The organism is Rhizobium brockwellii (genome assembly GCF_000769405.2).
GTDB lineage: Bacteria > Pseudomonadota > Alphaproteobacteria > Rhizobiales > Rhizobiaceae > Rhizobium > Rhizobium brockwellii.
Genome location: NZ_CP053439.1, coordinates 1,701,789 through 1,721,639, shown reverse-complemented (window position 1 = coordinate 1,721,639; position 19,851 = coordinate 1,701,789). Strand labels below are relative to the sequence as shown.

The 19,851-nt window shown below is 59.2% G+C and carries 18 protein-coding genes and 1 pseudogene; 8 read left to right on the top strand and 11 right to left on the bottom strand.

Translation table 11 applies throughout. The features are described 5' to 3' along the window. Positions 1–83 precede the first annotated feature (83 nt). The 3 genes from gatA to RLCC275e_RS08720 form a co-directional block, all read right to left on the bottom strand. Positions 84–1,565 carry an Asp-tRNA(Asn)/Glu-tRNA(Gln) amidotransferase subunit GatA gene (gene gatA, locus RLCC275e_RS08730; RefSeq protein WP_033182507.1) on the bottom strand — a complete coding sequence of 494 codons (1,482 nt, stop codon included), beginning with the start codon at positions 1,563–1,565 and terminating at the stop codon, positions 84–86. Positions 1,566–1,622: 57 nt separating this feature from the next. Next, positions 1,623–1,910: an Asp-tRNA(Asn)/Glu-tRNA(Gln) amidotransferase subunit GatC gene (gene gatC, locus RLCC275e_RS08725; protein ID WP_033182506.1), complete on the bottom strand. Its 288-nt coding sequence runs from the start codon at positions 1,908–1,910 to the stop codon at positions 1,623–1,625. Between the two features lie 69 nt (positions 1,911–1,979). Then, positions 1,980–2,684: a metal-dependent hydrolase gene (locus RLCC275e_RS08720; protein ID WP_003558941.1), complete on the bottom strand. Its 705-nt coding sequence runs from the start codon at positions 2,682–2,684 to the stop codon at positions 1,980–1,982. 281 nt (positions 2,685–2,965) lie between these two features. Between RLCC275e_RS08720 and ruvX the strand changes: the two genes are divergently transcribed. Continuing rightward, entirely contained in the window at positions 2,966–3,460 is a 495-nt protein-coding gene (ruvX, locus tag RLCC275e_RS08715) for a Holliday junction resolvase RuvX (RefSeq protein ID WP_033182505.1), read from the top strand. Here the strand turns inward: ruvX and RLCC275e_RS08710 are convergent. The 3 genes from RLCC275e_RS08710 to RLCC275e_RS08700 form a co-directional block, all read right to left on the bottom strand. Further along, entirely contained in the window at positions 3,397–3,729 is a 333-nt protein-coding gene (locus RLCC275e_RS08710) for a DUF6105 family protein (RefSeq protein WP_003558937.1), read from the bottom strand. The genes ruvX and RLCC275e_RS08710 overlap by 64 nt on opposite strands. Continuing rightward, the gene (locus RLCC275e_RS08705; RefSeq protein WP_012757262.1) at positions 3,726–3,899 is read right to left on the bottom strand and encodes a hypothetical protein; all 174 of its coding nucleotides are present in this window, start codon (positions 3,897–3,899) and stop codon (positions 3,726–3,728) included. Before RLCC275e_RS08705 ends, RLCC275e_RS08710 begins: the two co-directional genes overlap by 4 nt. Positions 3,900–4,028: 129 nt before the next feature. Further along, entirely contained in the window at positions 4,029–4,688 is a 660-nt protein-coding gene (locus tag RLCC275e_RS08700) for a TetR/AcrR family transcriptional regulator (RefSeq protein ID WP_033182504.1), read from the bottom strand. A 248-nt stretch (positions 4,689–4,936) separates the two neighbouring features. Between RLCC275e_RS08700 and map the strand changes: the two genes are divergently transcribed. The 7 genes and pseudogenes from map (at position 4,937) to RLCC275e_RS08665 (ending at position 12,749) form a co-directional block, all read left to right on the top strand. Further along, positions 4,937–5,773, top strand: a complete 837-nt coding sequence (gene map, locus RLCC275e_RS08695; RefSeq protein ID WP_012757260.1) for a type I methionyl aminopeptidase — start codon at positions 4,937–4,939, stop codon at positions 5,771–5,773. Between the two features lie 7 nt (positions 5,774–5,780). Continuing rightward, positions 5,781–6,464 (top strand): annotated as a pseudogene (locus tag RLCC275e_RS08690) (JAB domain-containing protein); the annotation flags it as partial. Positions 6,465–6,652: 188 nt separating this feature from the next. Next, positions 6,653–7,906: a tyrosine-type recombinase/integrase gene (locus RLCC275e_RS08685; RefSeq protein ID WP_033182503.1), complete on the top strand. Its 1,254-nt coding sequence runs from the start codon at positions 6,653–6,655 to the stop codon at positions 7,904–7,906. Between the two features lie 185 nt (positions 7,907–8,091). Further along, positions 8,092–8,457, top strand: a complete 366-nt coding sequence (locus tag RLCC275e_RS08680) for a type II toxin-antitoxin system RelE/ParE family toxin (protein WP_033182502.1) — start codon at positions 8,092–8,094, stop codon at positions 8,455–8,457. A gap of 1 nt (position 8,458) precedes the next feature. After that, positions 8,459–8,857 carry an XRE family transcriptional regulator gene (locus tag RLCC275e_RS08675; RefSeq protein WP_050516828.1) on the top strand — a complete coding sequence of 133 codons (399 nt, stop codon included), beginning with the start codon at positions 8,459–8,461 and terminating at the stop codon, positions 8,855–8,857. Between the two features lie 20 nt (positions 8,858–8,877). Beyond that, entirely contained in the window at positions 8,878–11,916 is a 3,039-nt protein-coding gene (locus RLCC275e_RS08670) for an HsdM family class I SAM-dependent methyltransferase (RefSeq protein ID WP_033182501.1), read from the top strand. Next, a complete protein-coding gene (locus RLCC275e_RS08665; protein WP_210271249.1) occupies positions 11,913–12,749 on the top strand; it encodes a hypothetical protein in 837 nt (278 codons plus the stop codon). The genes RLCC275e_RS08670 and RLCC275e_RS08665 overlap by 4 nt, the downstream gene beginning before the upstream one ends. Here the strand turns inward: RLCC275e_RS08665 and RLCC275e_RS08660 are convergent. From RLCC275e_RS08660 to RLCC275e_RS08640, 5 genes are read right to left on the bottom strand one after another with little or no spacing between them, the layout of a single operon-like run. Beyond that, positions 12,707–13,906: a GIY-YIG nuclease family protein gene (locus RLCC275e_RS08660; protein ID WP_033182499.1), complete on the bottom strand. Its 1,200-nt coding sequence runs from the start codon at positions 13,904–13,906 to the stop codon at positions 12,707–12,709. The two genes, RLCC275e_RS08665 and RLCC275e_RS08660, sit on opposite strands and share 43 nt — an antisense overlap. Continuing rightward, positions 13,899–15,959 (bottom strand): DEAD/DEAH box helicase, encoded by a 2,061-nt coding sequence (locus tag RLCC275e_RS08655; protein ID WP_033182498.1) that lies wholly within the window; start codon positions 15,957–15,959, stop codon positions 13,899–13,901. Before RLCC275e_RS08655 ends, RLCC275e_RS08660 begins: the two co-directional genes overlap by 8 nt. Continuing rightward, positions 15,956–16,732, bottom strand: coding sequence for a hypothetical protein (locus RLCC275e_RS08650; protein WP_033182497.1), 777 nt, complete (start codon positions 16,730–16,732; stop codon positions 15,956–15,958). Before RLCC275e_RS08650 ends, RLCC275e_RS08655 begins: the two co-directional genes overlap by 4 nt. Further along, positions 16,729–19,482 (bottom strand): class I SAM-dependent DNA methyltransferase, encoded by a 2,754-nt coding sequence (locus tag RLCC275e_RS08645; RefSeq protein WP_033182496.1) that lies wholly within the window; start codon positions 19,480–19,482, stop codon positions 16,729–16,731. The genes RLCC275e_RS08650 and RLCC275e_RS08645 overlap by 4 nt, the downstream gene beginning before the upstream one ends. Beyond that, positions 19,469–19,717, bottom strand: a complete 249-nt coding sequence (locus RLCC275e_RS08640) for a HigA family addiction module antitoxin (RefSeq protein ID WP_246723431.1) — start codon at positions 19,715–19,717, stop codon at positions 19,469–19,471. Before RLCC275e_RS08640 ends, RLCC275e_RS08645 begins: the two co-directional genes overlap by 14 nt. Positions 19,718–19,851 lie beyond the last annotated feature (134 nt).

The window sequence follows — 19,851 nt, the reverse complement described above, 5'->3', positions numbered from 1 at the left end:
TCAATCAGTCAACCATGCGGCAAAGCCGACGGCGCCGACCGCTTCATGGTCGGCGGCCGCTATTCTTCGGATCGTTAGGTCCGTTACCACCACTTGGCGGGCGCAAACCGGCCGGCCGCCTGCTCGATGACATGGGCGGTCTTGAAGAGGGTTTCTTCATCGAAGGGTTTGCCAATCAGCTGCAGACCGAGCGGCAGGCCCTTATGGTCGAGGCCGGCCGGCACGGCAATGCCGGGCAGGCCCGCCATGTTGACCGTCACCGTGAAGATGTCGTTCAGATACATCTTCACCGGATCGGCGGCGAGGTTCTCATCGGCAACGCCAAAGGCGGACGACGGCGTTGCCGGCGTCAGGATGGCATCGACGCCGGCGTCGAAGGCGAGTTCGAAATCGCGCTTGATCAGCGTGCGGACCTTCTGGGCGCGGATGTAATAGGCATCGTAATAGCCGGCCGACAGCACATAGGTGCCGATCATGATGCGGCGCTTGACTTCCTTGCCGAAGCCCGCGGCACGCGTCTTCTCATACATGTCGACGATATCCTTGCCGTCGACGCGCAGGCCGTAGCGCACGCCGTCGTAGCGCGCGAGGTTCGAGGATGCTTCGGCGGGAGCGACGATGTAATAGGCCGGAAGGGCGTATTTGGTGTGCGGCAGCGAGATGTCGACGATCTCGGCGCCGGCATCCTTCAGCCAGGCGATGCCCTGGCGCCAGAGGGTTTCGATCTCATCCGGCATGCCGTCGACACGGTATTCGTTCGGAATGCCGATCTTCATGCCCTTCAGCGACTGGCCGAGGGCTGCTTCGTAATCCGGCACCGGCAGATCGACAGATGTCGTGTCCTTGGCGTCGACGCTTGCCATCGACTTCAAGAGGATGGCGGCATCGCGGACGTCACGGGCGATCGGGCCTGCCTGGTCGAGCGAAGAGGCAAAGGCAACGGTGCCCCAGCGCGAGCAGCGGCCATAGGTCGGCTTGATGCCGACGGTGCCGGTGAAAGCGGCCGGCTGGCGGATCGAGCCGCCGGTATCGGTCGCGGTCGCACCGGCGCAAAGATGCGCGGCGACGGCTGAAGCCGAACCACCCGACGAGCCGCCCGGAACGAGCTGCTGGTTGGAACCTGTGGCACGCCAGGGATTGATCACCGGGCCGTAATGCGAGGTCTCGTTGGAGGAGCCCATGGCGAATTCGTCCATGTTCAGCTTGCCGAGCATGACGGCGCCGTCATCCCAGAGGTTCTGCGTCACGGTCGATTCATAACGCGGCTCGAAACCATCGAGAATGTGACTGCAGGCCTGGGTGTGAACGCCGACGGTGGCAAAGAGATCCTTGATGCCGAGTGGAATGCCTTCGAGGTCACCGGCCTTGCCGGTGGCGATACGCTCGTCGGAGTTCTTCGCCATGACGCGGGCGAGATCCGGCGTGACCTTGATATAGGCGTTCAGCCGGCCATTGGCCGCATCGATCGCCGAGATATAGGCTTCGGTCAGTTCGATCGCGGTGATTTCCTTGGCGCGCAGCTTCTGGCGGGCTTCGGCAATGGTCAGGCTGGTGAGTTCGCTCATCGTGTTTTCGCTTCAGATCTGGAAATGGCAACAGGGTCGGAAAGAGGCTTCGAAGCCTTATTCGACGACTTTCGGCACCAGGAAAAAATTGTGCTCGGTGACGGGCGCATTGGCGACGATATCGGCTGCCTTGCTGCCGTCGGTCACCTCATCGGTCCGCTTCTTCATCGCCATCGGAGTTACCGAGGTCATCGCCTCGACGCCGTCGACATTCACTTCGGAGAGTTGCTCGACGAAGCCAAGGATGCCGTTCAGCTCGCCGACCATGCGATTTGCCTCGTCCTCGGAGACGGCAATACGGGCAAGGCGGGCGACGCGCTTCACGGTGGCAAGATCGACGGACATGACATTCTCCGGATAGGATTTTTCCTACCCGCTATAAAGGCCATGTCCGCCTGACGCAACGGGGTTTCGTCAGATCGACAGGCTCTCGGAAGGCCTGATCGCCTTCACATCCGTCTTCGATCCGTCCATGCCGGCAACGAATTTTTCGGCCGTCTGGTCGATGATCGGAAAGGTGCCATAGTGGCAGGGGATTGCGGTCTTGAAGTTGAAGTAGCGCCGGCAGGCAAGGGCTGCCACCGCGCCGCCCATGGTGAAGCGGTCGCCGATTGGCACGAAGCCGATATCAGGCTGGTGCAATTCATTGATCAGCGCCATGTCGGAGAAGATGTCGGTATCGCCCATGGCAAGGATCGAGGCTTCGTCGTCGAAATGCAGCATCAGGCCGTTGGCGTTGCCGAGCGCGTGCGAGACACCGTCCTCGGTGATCTGGGCGGAGGAGTGCAGCGCATTGGTAAAGGTCGCCGAGAAGCTGCCGAGCGCGATCGTGCCGCCGGTATTGCCCATCTCGATCTTGTCGACGCCCTTGGAGCCGAGCCAAGCGGCGAGATCGGCATTGGCGAGAACGACGGCGCCGGTTTCCTTGGCGAGTGCGACGGTATCGCCGACATGATCGCCATGGCCATGCGTCAGCAGGATGTGGGTAATGCCTGCGGACACATCCTTGATATCCTGGCCGGAAAAGGAGGCGTTATAGCTGAGGAATGGGTCGAGCAGGATCTTCGCCTTTGCTGTCTCGATGCGGAAGGCGGAATGGCCGAGCCAGGTGATCTTCATGAAATGTCTCCTTCTTTATGGGATGCAAAGCCGGTTTCGATGCCACATCAAAGAATGAGAGCGTGATGTCATCCGAAACCGCTCACATTTTTCGGCGTCATGCCCTAAAACGCGTCGCAATCTTTCAGATTCGCTCCAGCATTTTAGATCTTTGTTTTTACGCATGTCGTCATCGCAAAACCGCGGCACACTTTTGCGCGACATGCTTTAAGGACATATCTTATGCGGCCGCAAAGAAAAGCAGCGGCGACTTCAATTTCTTTTGACGGGATGAAACGGCGATGACGGTGTTGACGATCGAGGAAATGGCTGAGACGCTTGTCCCGCGACAGGCAATTGCCGGCCTCGATCTCGGCACCAAGACGATCGGTCTTTCGATGTCCGATCTCGGGCGGCGCTTCGCCACGCCGCGCACCGTGATCCGCCGCGTCAAGTTCACCATCGATGCGCGGGCGCTATTGGACTTCGCACAATCGGAAAAGGTCGCAGGCTTCGTTATCGGCCTGCCGATGAACATGGACGGATCTGCGGGTCCGCGCGTACAGGCGACGCGCGCCTTCGTGCGCAACATGGAGCAGAAGACGGCGCTGCCCTTCGTCTATTGGGATGAGCGGCTTTCGACGGTTGCGGCTGAACGGACGCTGCTCGAAATGGACGTTTCGCGCGCCAAGCGGGCCGAACGGATCGATTCGGCCGCGGCAAGCTTCATCCTTCAGGGCGCGCTCGACAGGCTTTCCTTGCTGGCAAGGTCTGATGGAGACGAATTCAGCGCCTGACGCGCCTTCCACCAGGCGATGATCGACTTGCGCTTCCGCAGACCGATAATGGCGAAAACGACGAGGCTGTCGACGGCGATCGCGCGGGCAACCAGCGGCGGGATGGTCTCCGGCGGAATGCCGAGCGCCTTGCCATAAAGCTCAAAGGTCAGGTCATGGACCTGCCGGCTCAGCATGAAGATGCCGAAACTCATGTCGTAATAGGAGAGCCAGTACCATCCGCCCAGAAAGACGATGGGGCCGGCCCAGAAGATCAGAAACCACTTCATGCGGCCTCTCCTCCATGCTTGCGCGCCACGGGCAGATCGAGGGAGACCAACCAGACCGACAATGCCATGATGCAAAGCACCAGCGCGGGAATTGCGATATCCAGCGCCAGGACTGCGAAAAACATCATCGCCGTCACCAGAAACGCGACTTTAGCGATCTTGGTTCCCATGGGCGTCACTCGGGGCTTCTACTCATACCATATCTGCTCACCGCCACACTGTCGGGTTAACCACCCCCACGCAACGTAAACCATTTGTTAAGGTTAACGCAGGCCCCGCCCCTGTGGATGAGGCAGGTATCAGCCATAGACGCCGCGCACGATGCGCTTCAGCGCGGTCGCCGCCTTCTCCCAGTCCTTGGGCGTTTTCAGCGACAGGCCGGCGCATTGGCCGCCGGCCGCGGCGGCGAGCACAAGGTGCTGGATCGCGGCGATGACGATAGCGTTGACGGCTGTTGCATCTACGCCCTTCGGCGGCGCCAGCGAGCCACGCATACGCTCGAGCCAGAGCGCAAGCGCCTTCGAACGCGCCTCGGACAACCGCCTCACCTGCTCGGTGTTTTCCGATATCTCCCAGGCGAGGATGCGGCGCATCAGCGGATCGTTTCTCAAAGCGTCGAGGAGGAGAAGCGACAGCCGCTCCATCAGGTCGCCATAGGTGAGCAGGAACATGCCGCCGGCGTCTTCCGGAATGCGATCCTTCACCCATGTGCCGAGATCGGTGCCGATCGCCTCGATCAAGCCGTCGAGGCCGCCATAGTAACGATAGATCAGTTGCTTGTCGCAACCGGCGCGGCGGGCGACCGCGTTGATGCCGAAATTCTGGAAGCCTTCCTCGGCGAGCAGCCCCTTGGCCGCGGCAAGGATGGCGCGCTCGGTGGCGCCGCGATCACGCACCCGCCGTTCCGGCTCTGCGACGGCCCCGGGTGAGTTCTCAAGATTTACGGCTTCATTCAGCATGATCGACCCTTCCCCGCTGTCACCAATCGGTGAGTAGCGGGGAGACTTCATGCAATCAATCCTATCCCTTTGGGAAGATTGTGGATATTCGAGCCGGACGGTTGATTGCACGTCGAACGGATCTGGAAAGCTGCACGCTGGGCGGATCGGATCCGCTCAGAAATCTCGTCCTGGCGGTTGATCGTGATGGACGAACCCGGCATAGCTGCATTATGAACAAATCTAACAATCTCCGCTAAGGCCCTGCAATGGTGAACTATATCGAAGCCTCTACCGCGCCCCCGAAGAATACGGGCGCCATCCGGCTTTATGATGCTGAAGCATTCGAGGGTATGCGCAGGGCATGTCAGCTGACCGCGCGCTGCCTCGATGCGCTTGCCGACATCGTCAAGCCCGGCCTGTTGACCGATGAGATCGACAGGTTCGTCTTCGATTTCGGCATGGATCACGGCGCCTATCCGGCGACGCTGAACTATCGCGGCTATACCAAATCGACCTGCACCTCGATCAACCACGTCGTCTGCCATGGCATTCCGAACGACAAGCCGCTGCGTGACGGCGATATCGTCAATATCGATGTCACCTTCGTGCTCGACGGCTGGCACGGCGATTCCAGCCGGATGTATCCCGTCGGCGTCGTCAAGCGTGCTGCCGAGCGGCTGCTCGAGGTTACCTATGAATCGCTGATGCGCGGCATTGCCGCCGTCAGGCCCGGCGCCCGCACCGGCGCGATCGGCGAGGCGATCCAGACCTATGCCGAAGCAGAGCGCTGTTCGGTGGTGCGCGATTTCTGCGGCCACGGCGTTGGCCGGCTGTTCCACGATTCGCCGAATATCCTGCATTACGGCCGCGCCAATGAGGGGCCGGAGCTGCGCGAAGGCATGATCTTCACCATCGAGCCGATGATCAACCTCGGCCGGCCGCATGTGAAGGTGCTGGCCGACGGCTGGACGGCAGTGACCCGCGACCGCTCGCTGTCGGCGCAGTACGAACATACGGTTGGCGTCACCTCCGATGGCTGCGAGATCTTCACGCTGTCGCCTGGCGGGCTCGACCGCCCCGGCCTGCCGTCGCACAACGGGTGACGGTCTGATGGCAAAGGGGCCTGTTTCGACATCTTCCGACGACGAACTGCCTTTCGAGACAGAAGAACCGATTGCCGCCGATGAACGTTCGTTCTTTGGCGGACAGCCGCAGAAACCGTCCGCACCAAATGCCAGGGCCGCCCTGCCCGCCTCGCTTGCCGGCCAAGAGCATTATCACGGCCATCGCGAGCGATTGCGTGACCGCTTCCGGGAGCTCGGCGACACCGCGCTTGCCGACTACGAAATCCTCGAACTGCTGCTTTTCCGCCTGATCCCGCGGCGCGACACCAAGCCGATCGCCAAGGCGCTGATCGAACGGTTCGGCTCGCTCGCCGGCGTTTTCGGTGCGCCTCAGGCGCTGCTGATGGAAGTCAAGGGCGTCGGAGAGGCCGTGGCGCTCGACCTGAAGCTGATCTCGACTGTCGCCCATCGGACCCTGAAGAGCGAGCTCAGGACCAAACAGGTCCTGTCCTCGTGGTCTTCTGTCATCCAGTATTGCCATGCCGCCATGGCGCATGAGACACGCGAACAGTTCCGCATCCTCTTCCTCGACAAGCGCAATGTGCTGATCGCCGACGAGGTGCAGGGCCGCGGCACAGTCGACCATACGCCGGTCTATCCGCGCGAGGTGGTCAAACGCGCGCTCGAGCTTTCGGCCACGGCGATGATCCTCGTCCACAACCATCCCACTCACCTCTGTTGATCACGCTGGATCACGCTGGATACCGCTGATTCACAAGGATTTTTGGGGTTGTCGTGCAATAGGATATCATGGCATATTGGGGTCGGTTTTAGGGGGATCAGAGCCTCTTTTGACCCCAGTCGCCGACCCCACAAATCCGTCTGGCGACCCCACTAGGAAGCCGATGGAGAACCCCAGTGCCAAGCCTTACCGATGGAGAAATTCGCCGCGCCCTGAAAGAGGTCGAGCAGACCGGAAAACAGCTCAGCCTCGTCGATGGCGAAGGACATGGAACCGGGCGCCTCATCCTTGTGATGAAGCCGATGCCCACCCGCATCACTGCCGACTGGATGGCCCAGCAGTGGCGCGATCAAAAGCGCATCAAAAAGAAGCTCGGGTCATATCCCTCGATGCCGCTCAGCAAGGCGCGAGAGGTATTCAGCCGCGACTTCGCGGACATGATCCAGAAGGGCCGCAGCATCAAGATCGCCGGCGACACGCGGCCAGGCACCGTGGCTGATCTCTTCGAAGCGTACGTCGCCTATCTAAAGGACGCGGGGAAGTCGTCCTGGAAGGAGGCAGAGAAAGGGCTCAACAAGATCGCCGACACGCTCGGGCGGAATCGCCCTGCCCGCGACATCGAACCGGACGAGATCACCGCCATCCTCCGCCCCATCTATGAACGCGGCAAGCGATCGATGGCGGATCATGTGCGAAGCTACATCCGATCGGCTTTCAGCTGGGGCCTGAAATCTGAGCACGACTACCGCTCGGTCTCCGCGCGACGCTTCCGTCTGGTCTACAATCCTGCTGCGGGCATACCGACGGAACCCAAGAAGGTCGGAACGCGCTGGCTGGACGAGGATGAGTTCCTTCGTCTTTACCGCTGGCTCGAATGCCCCGATGCCCCAGTGCATCCGCCATACACCCGCGCGGTCAGAATTCTGATGCTGACGGGACAGCGTGTCGAGGAGATAGCACGCCTGCACGTCGATCAATGGGACGCGAGAGAACGCATCATCGACTGGTCGAAGACTAAAAACGGGAAACCCCACGCGATCCCAGTGCCGAAAATCGCCGCCGAACTCATCGAGTCAATCACACCCAACGCTCATGGCTGGTTCTTCCCCTCGGCCACCGATCCGTCCAAGCCGGTGAGCCACGGAACCCTCTATTCGTTCATGTGGCGCCAGCGGGACCGCGAGGTCATCCCATACGTGACAAACCGCGATCTGCGGCGGACATGGAAAACGCTCGCTGGCAAAGCCGGCCTGTCCAAGGAGATCCGGGATCGCTTGCAGAACCACACGCTGCAGGACGTCAGCTCCAAGAGCTATGACCGATGGAACTACATGCCGGAGAAGCGCGCGGCGATGGCAAAGTGGGACAAGTTCGCCCGGATGCTGCTGACTAAGAAGAAAGGCAGCGGCACGCTGAAACAGGCGGCCTGAGCGTGCGGACTCTAGTGACTGCCGCCGCCGCGACGGCCCATGGCATCGCGGCGGAGCGCGGGGCCATGGGCCAACGGCGAATTTGTGCAACACGTTGTTGCACCGTGCCGCTTCGCGATGACGGCGCCGCGGCCGCTTCGCATGTCATTCCTATTGACCAAACATAGCTCCAAGGCTATATCGACATGTGGGAAGTTAGACTTGATGACGCCTTTGAGGTGGAGTTTCTGGCCTTCGAGCAAGGGGTGCAAACCGAATTGCTGGCGATCGCCAAGCTGCTTGCCGATTATGGCCCACAGCTTGGTCGCCCGCACGTCGACACGCTCAAAGGGTCAAGGCACGCCAACATGAAAGAAATGCGCTTCGGGGCCTCTGATGGCGAATGGCGTGCCGCCTTCGCCTTCGACCCGGAGAGGAAGGCAATCCTGCTGGTGGCGGGTGATAAATCTGGCGGTAGCCAGAAGCGCTTCTACAAGCAGCTTATCGCGAAAGCGGATTTGCGGTTTTCCCTGCATCTGGAAAGCCTGAAAGCCGCGAAGAAGGGAATGTAAGATGGGCCGGAGCCTGGATGAGTTAATCGCCGCGCTGCCTGCGGAAGAGCAGGCGGCGATCAACGCGCGGTATCGGGACCTGAAGCAGGAGGTTGAGGGTCTGCGCGAGTTGCGCCAGATCGCCGGCAAGGCGCAGGCCGAGATCGCCACCGCGCTTAATATAAAGCAGCCGTCGGTCTCCAAGATAGAGAAGCAGGCCGACATGTATCTCTCGACGCTACGCAGCTATGTCGAAGCCGTCGGGGGCAATTTGGAACTTGTAGTCAGGCTTCCCGCCCGGGCGGCGATCCGCCTTCAGAGCCTCGGCGACATCGGATCCGCCCCTGTTTCGGGCAAGTCGAGAACGCATAGTCGCACAAAGAGCGGAGCCGCTGGAAAGCTCGCCGCGAAGGCGGGTTGAGCTGTGCGGCACGTAAAAACATGACCACAATAGTGAAAAACAGACTCGGTCAGGAGCTTAGGCGATATGGGGCAGACGAGGCCGCGTTGCGGTTACTGGACGTCGATGGTCCCGATTTGCTGCCTTACGCGACCCTTCTCACTGCCCGAGAGGGCGGGAACGAAGATTTACAAGCGATCGGTGCAGTCTACGAGTGGCAGAACACTCCGCTGATATTCTTGGTGGCCGATGATCGGCTCCAGGACGACCATCAGCGATTGCACAGGATCCGACGCCTCATCGCTATGCGCGGCGATGCCCCCTATCTCGGCGTCGTCAGACCAGGGCGTTTGGACGTATATCACGTTGGTTTAGATTCCTGTTCACCCGAGCAGGCGCAAGTCACTGTCGGCATCCCCGAAGGGCAAGAGATCGCGACCTTTGCCCACTTGGCCAACGCGCGCCCCGGGCTGCCAACCGGCCAGCGGCAATGGATTTCGCAGGTCGTTCTTAAACTTCTGAGTTCCTCCATCGATACTCTTAAGGAAAATTGTAGCGTCGGCGATGATGACGCCATCTCGCTAGTCGGACGTGCGCTCTTCACGCGCTTCCTTGGCGACCGTCATTTGCTGGGGCCACTCGGCGTAGACGCCCACGGCGCAGCTGAACTGTTCGATGACATAAGGCGAGCGGAAGCAACGTCCGAGTGGTTGGACTCGACCTTTAACGGTGATTTTTTGCCGATGTCTTCGGGGATCTACAAGCAGCTACCTCCCGAGGCGTTCAAGGTTCTGGGAGATATTTTACGCCGAGCACCGGACGGCCAACTATTTCTCGGTTGGGCGGAACGCTGGGACAACTTAGATTTCGCGCACATTCCGGTAGGCGTGCTCAGCCAAGCCTATGAGCATTATTTGCATCGGCATGCACCAGAACGTCAACGGCGCGAAGGCGGCTATTATACCCCTCGGCCAATTGCCGACCTGATGGTCAGAGGGGCACTTGGCGCACTAGCGCGCGATGGACACGCCGCTGACGCGCGCATTCTTGACCCTGCTGCAGGAGCAGGCGTCTTCCTCCTCACCGCTTTCCGTCAGCTTGTCGCTGAACGCTGGCGGCGCGATGGCGCTCGGCCTGAAACTGAAGTGCTTCGCCGGATCCTTTATGACCAGATAACCGGCTTCGACATCAACGAGGCTGCGCTTCGATTTGCAGCACTGGGCCTCTATTTGATTTCAATCGAACTGGACCCCCACCCCGAGCCTGTTCGGAAACTCAGGTTTGAGAATCTGCGTGACCGCGTCTTGCTGAAGGTGGGTGATGAAACCAGCGCCGAGCGAAGCTTGGGAAGCCTCGGACCGAACGTCGGCGATGAGCATGTAAATCGGTACGACTTGGTGATCGGCAATCCGCCCTGGGCAAGTGCAACGCAACTTCCAAATTGGGGCGAGGTACAATCGATCATCAAGCGAATAGCGCGAACCCGTCTCCCTGCGGAAGTTCCTCCCCCACCTATTCCCAATGAGGTGCTCGACCTACCGTTCGTATGGAGAGCGATGGAGTGGGCAAAACCGCAGGGCCAGATCGTGTTTGCACTGCACGCCCGCGTGTTGTTCCAGCAAGGTGACGGCATGCAGGATGCTCGCCGCGCTCTGTTCCGCGCGCTCGACGTCACCGCAATCGTGAATGGCGTCGAGCTGCGACAGACGCGCGTCTGGCCAGAGATTGCCGCGCCCTTCTGCATTCTTTACGCAAGAAACCAGGTTCCGCCCCAAGGGGCCGGATTTCGGTTGGTCAGTCCCAGGCTCGAAGGCTCGCTAAATAGCGCGGGGAGCATGCGTATCGACGCTGCAAACGCGGAGATGGTCACCTCCGACGAGATCGCAGAGAGACCGGAAATTTTGAAGACCCTGTTCCGCGGCACTAGGGCAGATCTTCAAGTCTACGATCGCATAAGGGTTCAGACGCCGCTCAGACTAGGTGACTATTGGCGCCAACTCTTCGGGTCTGAAGCGGGTCGCGCGAAGTATGCCGGTAATGGATATCAAAACCTGCGCAAGAGCAGCCGCGTTCGCAAGAACGGCGACGGTCTCCCCGGTGTCTCGGCCAAATACCTTCATGATTTGCACGAAATTTCATCCGAATCGATGTCGAGCATCCTTGTCGATGCCAGTCAGCTTCCACTGTTCAAACACGAGCGAATCCACGATCCGCGGCCGCGTTCCTTGTTCGAGGGCCCCCTCCTTGTGGTTCAAAAAGCCCCACCGGCGGCAATCGGAAGAATAAAGACCGCCGTCACGTTGAGTGACGCAGTCTTTAACACGAGCTTCTATGGCTACAGTGCGCGTCATCACCAGGAGGGCAGCACACTTGCCCGATATCTCAGCTTACTCATCGGCAGCAAAGTCGCTCTTTGGCAGGTACTGATCACGAGCGGCGAGTTCGGTTTTGAACGTGACACTATTGAAAAAGCTACAATCGATGGCTTGCTGATCCCGACGCTCGAAGACCTGTCAGCCAGTGATCGGATCGACCTCGATCGCTTGTTCGAGGGCGCTCAGTCGGGTGAAGAGGACGCTTGGGCTAATATCGATGAGTGGGTCGCAACTCTCTACGGCCTGCGCTCACGCGACCTTCAAGTTATCCTGGATACTCTCGAATTCAATCTACCCTTCGCTAAGAATAGGAACCGAGCACAGGCACAACCTAGCGAACAAGCCGTGCAAGATTTTTGCGCCGTGCTTAATGTCGAGCTTAAGCCATGGGCCAAGCGCTTCGGACGAGCCATTGAGGCAAAGCCTGCCAGACGCCTCGACGCATCGCCCTGGCGAACTTTGTGTATAAGCTCGAGCGGTAGAAGCGGCCTCGCCGCTGATGGGACGAGCCTAAACTGGCACAAATTCCTGCCGCTGGCTGACCATTTCGCAGCGACAGAGGTCTCATTTGTCGATGAAGCCGGTTGTCTATGCCTCGGTCGCCTTGATCAAGCACGCTACTGGTCGGAAAGCCAGGCGAGACAAGTCGCCCAGCGGGTTGCCTGGGAACACATGGATATTTTGAAGGGGCGAGAGACCGCGTGACCTCTTTAGCCTCGTCGCCCCGCCTCAATCAGATTGACGAATTGACCCGAGGGTTGGAACTACCCTTCGCGGCGCTCCACGACGAGCATCTTACCGTAATCGCCGAAGTGCTCGCGGCAGCATGGGCAGAACTCAGTCGCACTCAAGCAACGACGCTGCTGACCGGGTCCGAGGCCGAGGTCAATGCGCTGATGGAAACGCGACTTACGCAGATGCTTGAAGAGCATCCAATCTGGGAGCAACTGGTCCGCACGGTCACGAGAGGTAAGGAAACCCTCAGCTACGACGGCAGTCATCTGGAAAAGCGACCCGATATTTCGATACACCTGTCGGCCAGAACACCTGCTTTCCCGCTAGTTGTTGAATGCAAGCTTATCGACGCCGCAACTCGAAAGGGTCACGATCTGTATTGTGACAACGGCCTGAAGCGCTTTCTCACCGGAGAGTACGCCTGGGCCACGCGCGAAGCGTTCATGCTTGGATATGTCCGAGACAACTCGACGATCACTTCAGCACTCTCGCCCTTCCTTATCGCAAGCCAACAGCGGCGCCCGCAACCCTATGCCATCGAGGAATTGCCCGCTTCGGGCGGGGTTCCCTTACTTGATTTGGCAAGATCGCGCCATGGACGGGCATTTCGTTATCCGACGCGCACCGCTCCGAGAGACGACCCAGGATCAATAGCCGTCTGGCACCTCTGGCTCCCAACAATCAGCCCGGCAAGTTCGAGATCATCTCCGAGCCTCGACCGAGCAGGTCAGGAAGGGCCCAGGCAATCACGTTCGGGAAGTCAACGTTCTAAACGGACCAAACGGGCAGTTTTCGGATCATAAACGTGTCCGGTGATCGTTCCGTCTCTGATCCGGCTCACCGCCTCATCGACGGCAAATAGTGGCACCAAGAACCACTCCTTAGGCACGATCGGCTGGCCGAAGCGATCCTTGATCTCGACATCCAGCCGCGCCGCGCCAAAGACCTTGTGGATCAAGGTTTCAAGCTTCCCGCGGTTGACGTTGTAAAGCTCGTAAGTAGCGACGATCTCGACATCGGCCATGAGGTAGGTTGGATCGAGGCGAGCGTTGGCGATACGCCGCTCCACGCTGCCGCCCGTCACACCGATCTTGTGCAGGATTTCACGGTTCGCAGCGACCAACGGATGGTCGGCTTTGCTGCGCAACACGTAAATCGTTCCGCTCGCTTGATCGCCATCGCCAGTCTGGTCGTCGAACAATGGTCCGGCGCTCGGCTCGGTGATCCGCCGGCCAGCCTCATCTTTATAAAGTGCGCGCTGGAGCGACCGCAGCAGCAGGTCGCTTTCGGTGCCATTGGAGTAGATAACCCTGAGCCGCGCGTCGGTTTCGCCGTTCGGCGCCTTTATCGTCTCTCCGACCTCGGCGACATAGGCGGTCTGGCCGCCAAGGATGAAGAACTGGCCCGCCTGAACGTCGGCCTTGAGGAACCCGGCATCCTTGACGAACGGCCTTGTGGTGCGGAGCCCCCTTTCGAGGTCACTCTGTACCTGTTCGAATAGCGGTTTGAACGTTTCGAAATCGGGGCACTTTTCCCGGCTCGCGATTTCTTCGGCCTCGCGCTTTTCGGCGCTGGTGCGCACGTGGCGCAGCTTGGTGATGTCAGATGAACCCGCAGCACCTTCCAGTTCGGCAAGCAGCTCATCGTCGTCCATTGTGTCCGGCGGCGCAGAAGACGTGACCGGCGCGCCCGTCAACAGCCCCCGGTTATCAAGGGGCGCAAGGACGGACCGGCACTCTTCGAGAGCGCGCAGTCGGTCGAGCCGAACGGCATAGAGCCGTTCAAGTATGTCGCCATCCTCGCCGTGGCTTGGAGCGTGGCCGTTTTTCTCGACGAAGCGCTGAATCTCCTCAAAGCCCGCGATGATGCGCTCCTCCTGGGGCGAACGGCCGCCCTTCTTTTCAGGTTGCGCGAAATCGTCGAGCTCCGCACGCAGTTCATCAAGGCCGAGATCACTCATAGCGACCCTCGTCCTTGAAGCGGACGAACGCGGCAGCGCCTTCAGCTAGGTGCTTCTCCCAAGCGTCGGCCGAGCTGATCGATGGCAGCCGCCCCCGCTCCCGCTTGAACTCAACGGCGCGCTTGGCGATCACCTTCGCCTCTTCGGGAGTCAGGCTGGTCCGCTTGGCGGCAATCGCCGCGGCGACCTGCTTCAAGCTTTCCTCACTCATCGTCTTGGCGAGGATCGCATAGGCCTCCCCGAACGGATTGATCCGGTCGATCAGGTCGATGTCCAACTCGCGCACGTCCATCGCGAACTTGCGCACACCATCGACAAAGGCGGTATTCGCACTCTCCTCGCCGAGCGAGCTGCCCGCCGCGACTTCCTTGGCCTTCTGGGTCAGATTCAACGCCGCCACAGCATGCTGACGCACGGCCTCCTGATCCTCCGCGTCGAGATGCGGGAACTTGTCCTTGATGATCTTACCCATGCGCACCTGGGTCAGTTCCTCGGGGACGAGTTCCTCGTCGAAGAGGCCGCGCTCGATCGTCGTCTTATCCTGCACGAAGGCAGCGATCACCTCGTTCAGGTCCTCTTGGCAGATCCGCGTCGCTTCCTCGCTCTTGGGCGTCGCAAGGCCTTTGATCTCGATCTGGAACTTGCCGGATTCCTCGTTGAAGCCGACGTTGCACTTATTCGGATCGTAGCCGCCCTCACCATAGTCGAAGCCAGGCGTCGGCTCGTTTTGCGGATTCTTCGGCTTGAACTCGAAGCGAGGAGCCAACACCTGCTCCATCAGTAGGCTTGCCGCGATCGCTTTCAACGTGTCGTTCACCGCTTCGGTCACGATGTCGTCGGCGGCGGCAGGCTCGGCAATCAGGTTTGAGAAGCGGGCGCGGGTCTTGCCCGGTGCATCACGGGTGGCGCGGCCAATGATCTGCACGATCTCGGTCAGGCTGGAGCGGTAGCCAACCGTCAGCGCATGTTCGCACCAGATCCAGTCGAAGCCTTCCTTTGCCATTCCGAGCGCAATGATGATGTCGACGTGATCGCGGTTGTTCTTCTGCGTAGGGTCTTTCAGCGCGGCGGACACGCGATCCCGCTTGACTGAATCGTCATCGACGAGATCAGCGATGCGCAGTATCTGGCCTTCCGGCGTCTTGACCAGTTGAAACCCCGTGGAGAGATCGGTGCCCTGCCACGTGCCCAGCTCCTCGATGATGTGCTCAACTTCTTTGATCTTGTCCTTCGTGCTCTCGCGCGAGTTCACGTTCGGTATGTGGATGATCGTCTTCTCTGTCGGATTCAACACCTTCAGAATGTCGTCGGCGTAGGAATCCGAATAGAAGAAATAACCGATGTCGAGCTGCTTCAGATACTGATAGCCGTTGAGCTGCTCATAATAGGTGTAAGTGACGCTCTCAAACCTGCCTTCGTCCTGCGGCGCCAGCACCGCCTCGGCGTCGCCCCGGAAGTAGGATCCGGTCATCGCGACGATATGCACGCGGTCGCGGGTGATCAAATCGCCCAGATGGATGCCGAGCTTGTTTTCGGGATTAGCCGAGACGTGGTGGAATTCGTCCACCGCGATCAGCCGGTCATCAAAAGCTCCGATCCCGAATTTGTCGACGGCGAAGCGGAATGTCGCATGGGTGCAGACTAGCACCTTGTCGTCGCTTTCAAGGAACGCGCCGAGCGAATTGACCTTGCCGCCATTGTCGTTACCGGGCGCGTCACAGAGATTCCACATCGGCTCGACGTGCCAGTCCGCCCAGAAGCCATGCTTGCTCAGCGGCTCGTCATGGAAGCTAGAGCCGATGGATCTTTCCGGCACGACGACGATGGCTTGCTTGACGCTCTGATTGGTCAGCTTGTCGAGCGCGATAAACATCAATGCGCGGCTCTTGCCCGAGGCTGGCGGTGACTTGATCAGCAGATATTGCTCGCCCCGCTTCTCGAAGGCGCGCTCCTGCATAGGCCGCATGCCGAACTCGTTCGCCTTGGTCGAGCTGCCGTTGCTGGCATACTTAACCGAAACGGAGGGGACTGATTTTGGCGTATTATCGATCATTGCTTGCTCGCCTGTTTGTGGCCGGTGCGGTCTTTCAGGATGGCCTTGCCGAACCAGTCGGGCACGTCATCGATCTTTGAATCGAATATGTTCTCTGGCACCGCTTGCCAGAACGCGACGATCGCATCTGAAAATGCTTGAAACTGCTCGTCGCTCGCCTTTAGATGCGTGTGGTCGCGATACTCCACGCTTGAGAACGCGGCGCCGTGAAACGGGTCATCGAAATATTCAGGATACTTTTGCTTGAGATCCTCAAGTGACTTCCCCTTACCGTGCTTATAGACGTTAACAACAAGACGGCACGCATCAAGCGTTTTGAAGTAGTCCGTGCTACGCACTTCCCACCCAATGCTTTCCAACAATTCGGCGATCTGCACGAAGTCAGCCGACCACACTTTGAGCGCGGCGGCGTCACCTCGGTGCCAATGCTGAATTTCTCGTACCAGCCAATCGCGCAGTTGCTTGTCCCATTCATGGAACATACCCGCGACGACGCTCAAGCGCGTCTGGTCTCGCATGTCACTGAGAAGAGTATAGAACTCAATACCGGCGTCGTTGGCAGCTTCGTAGAGGTCGCCAGCATCATGCCGATCAGGATCAAACCTTCCGCTACTTCGCTGAAGCCATTCTTCGGCAGCCTTGTCGGCTTCGGACTCGATGTCTTCAAACTGCGAGAGCAAGCGCCTTCTCGCTTGCTCGACATAGAAGAGGTGGCCGGCAATCAGAGACTGCCGAAATGGATCCCACATCTGGAACAACACATAGTCGCTCATGCTGTCGCCGCCATACGTCGCTTGGTGGCGTTGCTCGATCCTGTCATCATTTTGATGTAAAGGTCGAATAACTTTTCAAGCCTTTCGGTGTCGTTCTTGAATCGACGGCCGATATAGATGCGCTCGAGCACCTCGTCGTTACGGTCGTGAGCTGCACGGAGGTCGTCGGGCATGGTCGCTGGATCATAAAGTTCGGCGATCGTCGCTGGGAAATGGGCCTCCCGGGCCAGCAGGATATTTTCTGCGCAGCGAATGAGGTCCACTCTGTTCTTGTCAGTCAATATCGGTACCGGAAACGTATTCCAGCCCAGGTTGCTAGCGTAGCGCAGTCGCGTTTCCAGCTTCCCACATATCGTCGAGACCCACGTCAAATGGAGCTTTGAACTCAGCACCGACAGATCGACTAACGTTGGATCGTAAATCGCGTGTCCGAGATGCGTTATTATAGCGTCACCGCTCATATACCCAACTGGCAAGTACTCTCTGCGCTCCGACGATACCTGCGGCACAAGTATTTGGCAGCGCGTTGCTTCGTGTCGATACCTGAATTGGTGAGGACGGGAAATTAATGTCCTGGCGACATCGCCACCGGTCTCGCGATAGGAGCGCACAGATGCAATGCGAGGGGCCACGGCGGGATGCGAGGCAGCGAAGTCGAGTTCGTCGTCGTTAAACCAAAGGCAAAACCGCAAAATGCCGTCAATGAACTCCGACGTGCCCAGGACAGGCCGGATGTTGCCGCTAATTTCTGGGAAGCTGCCTCTAAGTGCTTGGGCCTCATGGCTATCCAGAAAAAGGTGACCGCCGTCGTATGCCGCATTGCCAGTGATCATCTTGGAAAGACCAGAAATCGGCTTCGTTTCCGACTGCACGATCCGATCCGGTCCCTCGACGAGATAAGGACTGATATTGGACACTTCGCGCCGCGTATTTCCGTTATAGATGTATTTTGCGCCCGGCTTCCGTACTCTCAAACCCAAAATTGTGCAGGAAACTCCGGCGTTGTTCGCTGCGTTGTTCGCCCATTTGAACGGTGCGTATGCAAACTCAAGCTCGCAATTGGCTCGGAAAACCTCCGGCCAGAGCACGGGGACATGGGTGCCCTGATTGATCGAATTAGTAGTAACCAATGCAGCCTTGTCAAATGAATCTATAAATCTGCAAGCTTTAACAACGAACCCGCATACGTAATCTAAGTTCTTATGCTGCCCCCCGGAAAAAATGGCAGCGAGGTCGCTTTTCTGTTCAGCACTTTGTTTCTTTCCGCCGATGTACGGCGGATTTCCGCAGATGTAGGTCTCGCCGCCCTCATTCTCGAAATCGATCTGCGCTTGATTGAGCGGCGTATGAAACAAATCGTCGGCGTGGTGCCTCACTCCCGTTCCCGTCGGCGGGCAGATGCTCAGCCAATCGAGCCGCAGGGCGTTTCCGCAGGTGATCCAGTTCTGGGCATCAAGCGGCAGGAAATCTCGCAGGGCCTCTTTCTGGCCGCGATAGAGCACATCGCACTGGTATTCGGCGATAATGAGCGCCAAGCGCGCGATCTCGGCCGGAAAATCGCGCAGTTCAATCCCGCGAAAATTGGTCAGAGGAATTTCCGTGCGTTGATCGGCTTCATCACGGAGGCGGTTGATTTCCGCCTCGATAGCCCGCATCTCCTTGTAGGCGATGACAAGGAAATTGCCCGAGCCACAGGCGGGATCGAACACACGGATCTTCGACATGCGTTTGCGCAGGTTGAGCAACATGCGTGCATTGTCGCCGGCTTCCGCCAGCTTCTCGCGCAGATCATCGAGGAATAGCGGGTTCAGCACCTTTAGGATGTTCGGCACGCTAGTGTAGTGCATGCCAAGCGCGCCGCGCTCGTCATCGTCGGCCACCGCCTGGATCATCGAACCGAAAATATCCGGGTTGATCTTCTTCCAATCCAGGCTGCCTATATGCAGCAGATAGGACCGAGCGATGCGGCTGAACCGCGGCACATCCGTGCTGCCGGAAAACAGCCCGCCGTTCACATAGGGGAAGCCATCGGCCCAGCGCGGGATACCCGCTGCAACTCGTTCCGTTGCCTTCGTGTTCATAGCGCGGAACAGTTCGCTGATCACCTCATGGGTGTTGGACGAACCCTTCGCGCTCATCTTCTCGATGGCCGACGTGAAAACGCCGATGCCGTTAAAGATGTCGGTATCCTCCGCGAAGAAGCAGAAGATCAATCGCGCCATAAAGTGGTTCATGTCGTGGCGGCGCTGCGCGGTGCCCCATTCGGGGTTGTCCCTCAGCAGCTCGACATAGAGCCGGTTGAGGCGGCTGGTCGCTCGAATGTCGAACGAGCTTTCGCGGACCTGCTTGACCGTGGTGATGCCAGCCAGCGGTAGAAAGAAGCCGAAGTGGTTGGGGAAATCCGCATAGGTGCACGAGACCGGCGCATCGTCGATCGTTAGGTCTTCGGCTTCGAACAGCTCGCCGTCGGTCGCCAACACGAAGCGCGCCTTCGCCCGCGCCGTAGCCGGGCTGGTCTTCAACGCTATGAGCGTGCGCGTCACCTCACCTGGCTTGCAGGTAGCGATGTGAATGTTGTTGGTCTGAAGCACGCCGCCCAGATCGGACTTGTTTGATTCGCCTTTGCGCAGGCGCTTAAGGGTGGTCTCCTTGTTCCCGAAGGCCTCGAGAAACGCGTAGGGAAACTCGTCGGCGTCGAACGGCCGCTCCGCGAGCGCCGAGATGGCTTCTTCGATTTCAACCGCGTTCATGAGCGCCCTGTCTGTCGTGCGGGGTGCCAGCGAACGGTTGGACGTCAATGCCGTCGGCCTTGTGCATCGCCTCGGCCAGTTCGTGATCGAGTTGACGCATCAACCACTCGCGGGCCGGCAACCCGAACGCCTTCTCAAGCCGGATCGCCATTTCAGGCGAGATGCCCGATCGCGCGTTCAGCAAGTTGCTGAGGGTCTGCCGATCCACGCCAAGAACGCGTGCTGCGTCGGTCACGCTCAGCCCGTGCTTTTCGAGGCATTCCTGCCGAACCACTGATCCTGGATGCATCGCCCAATCGACTCGCTTTAAACCCTATAGCGGAACCCTATAGTGATAATCGACACTCGACAATTGCCGCAGAATTGAGC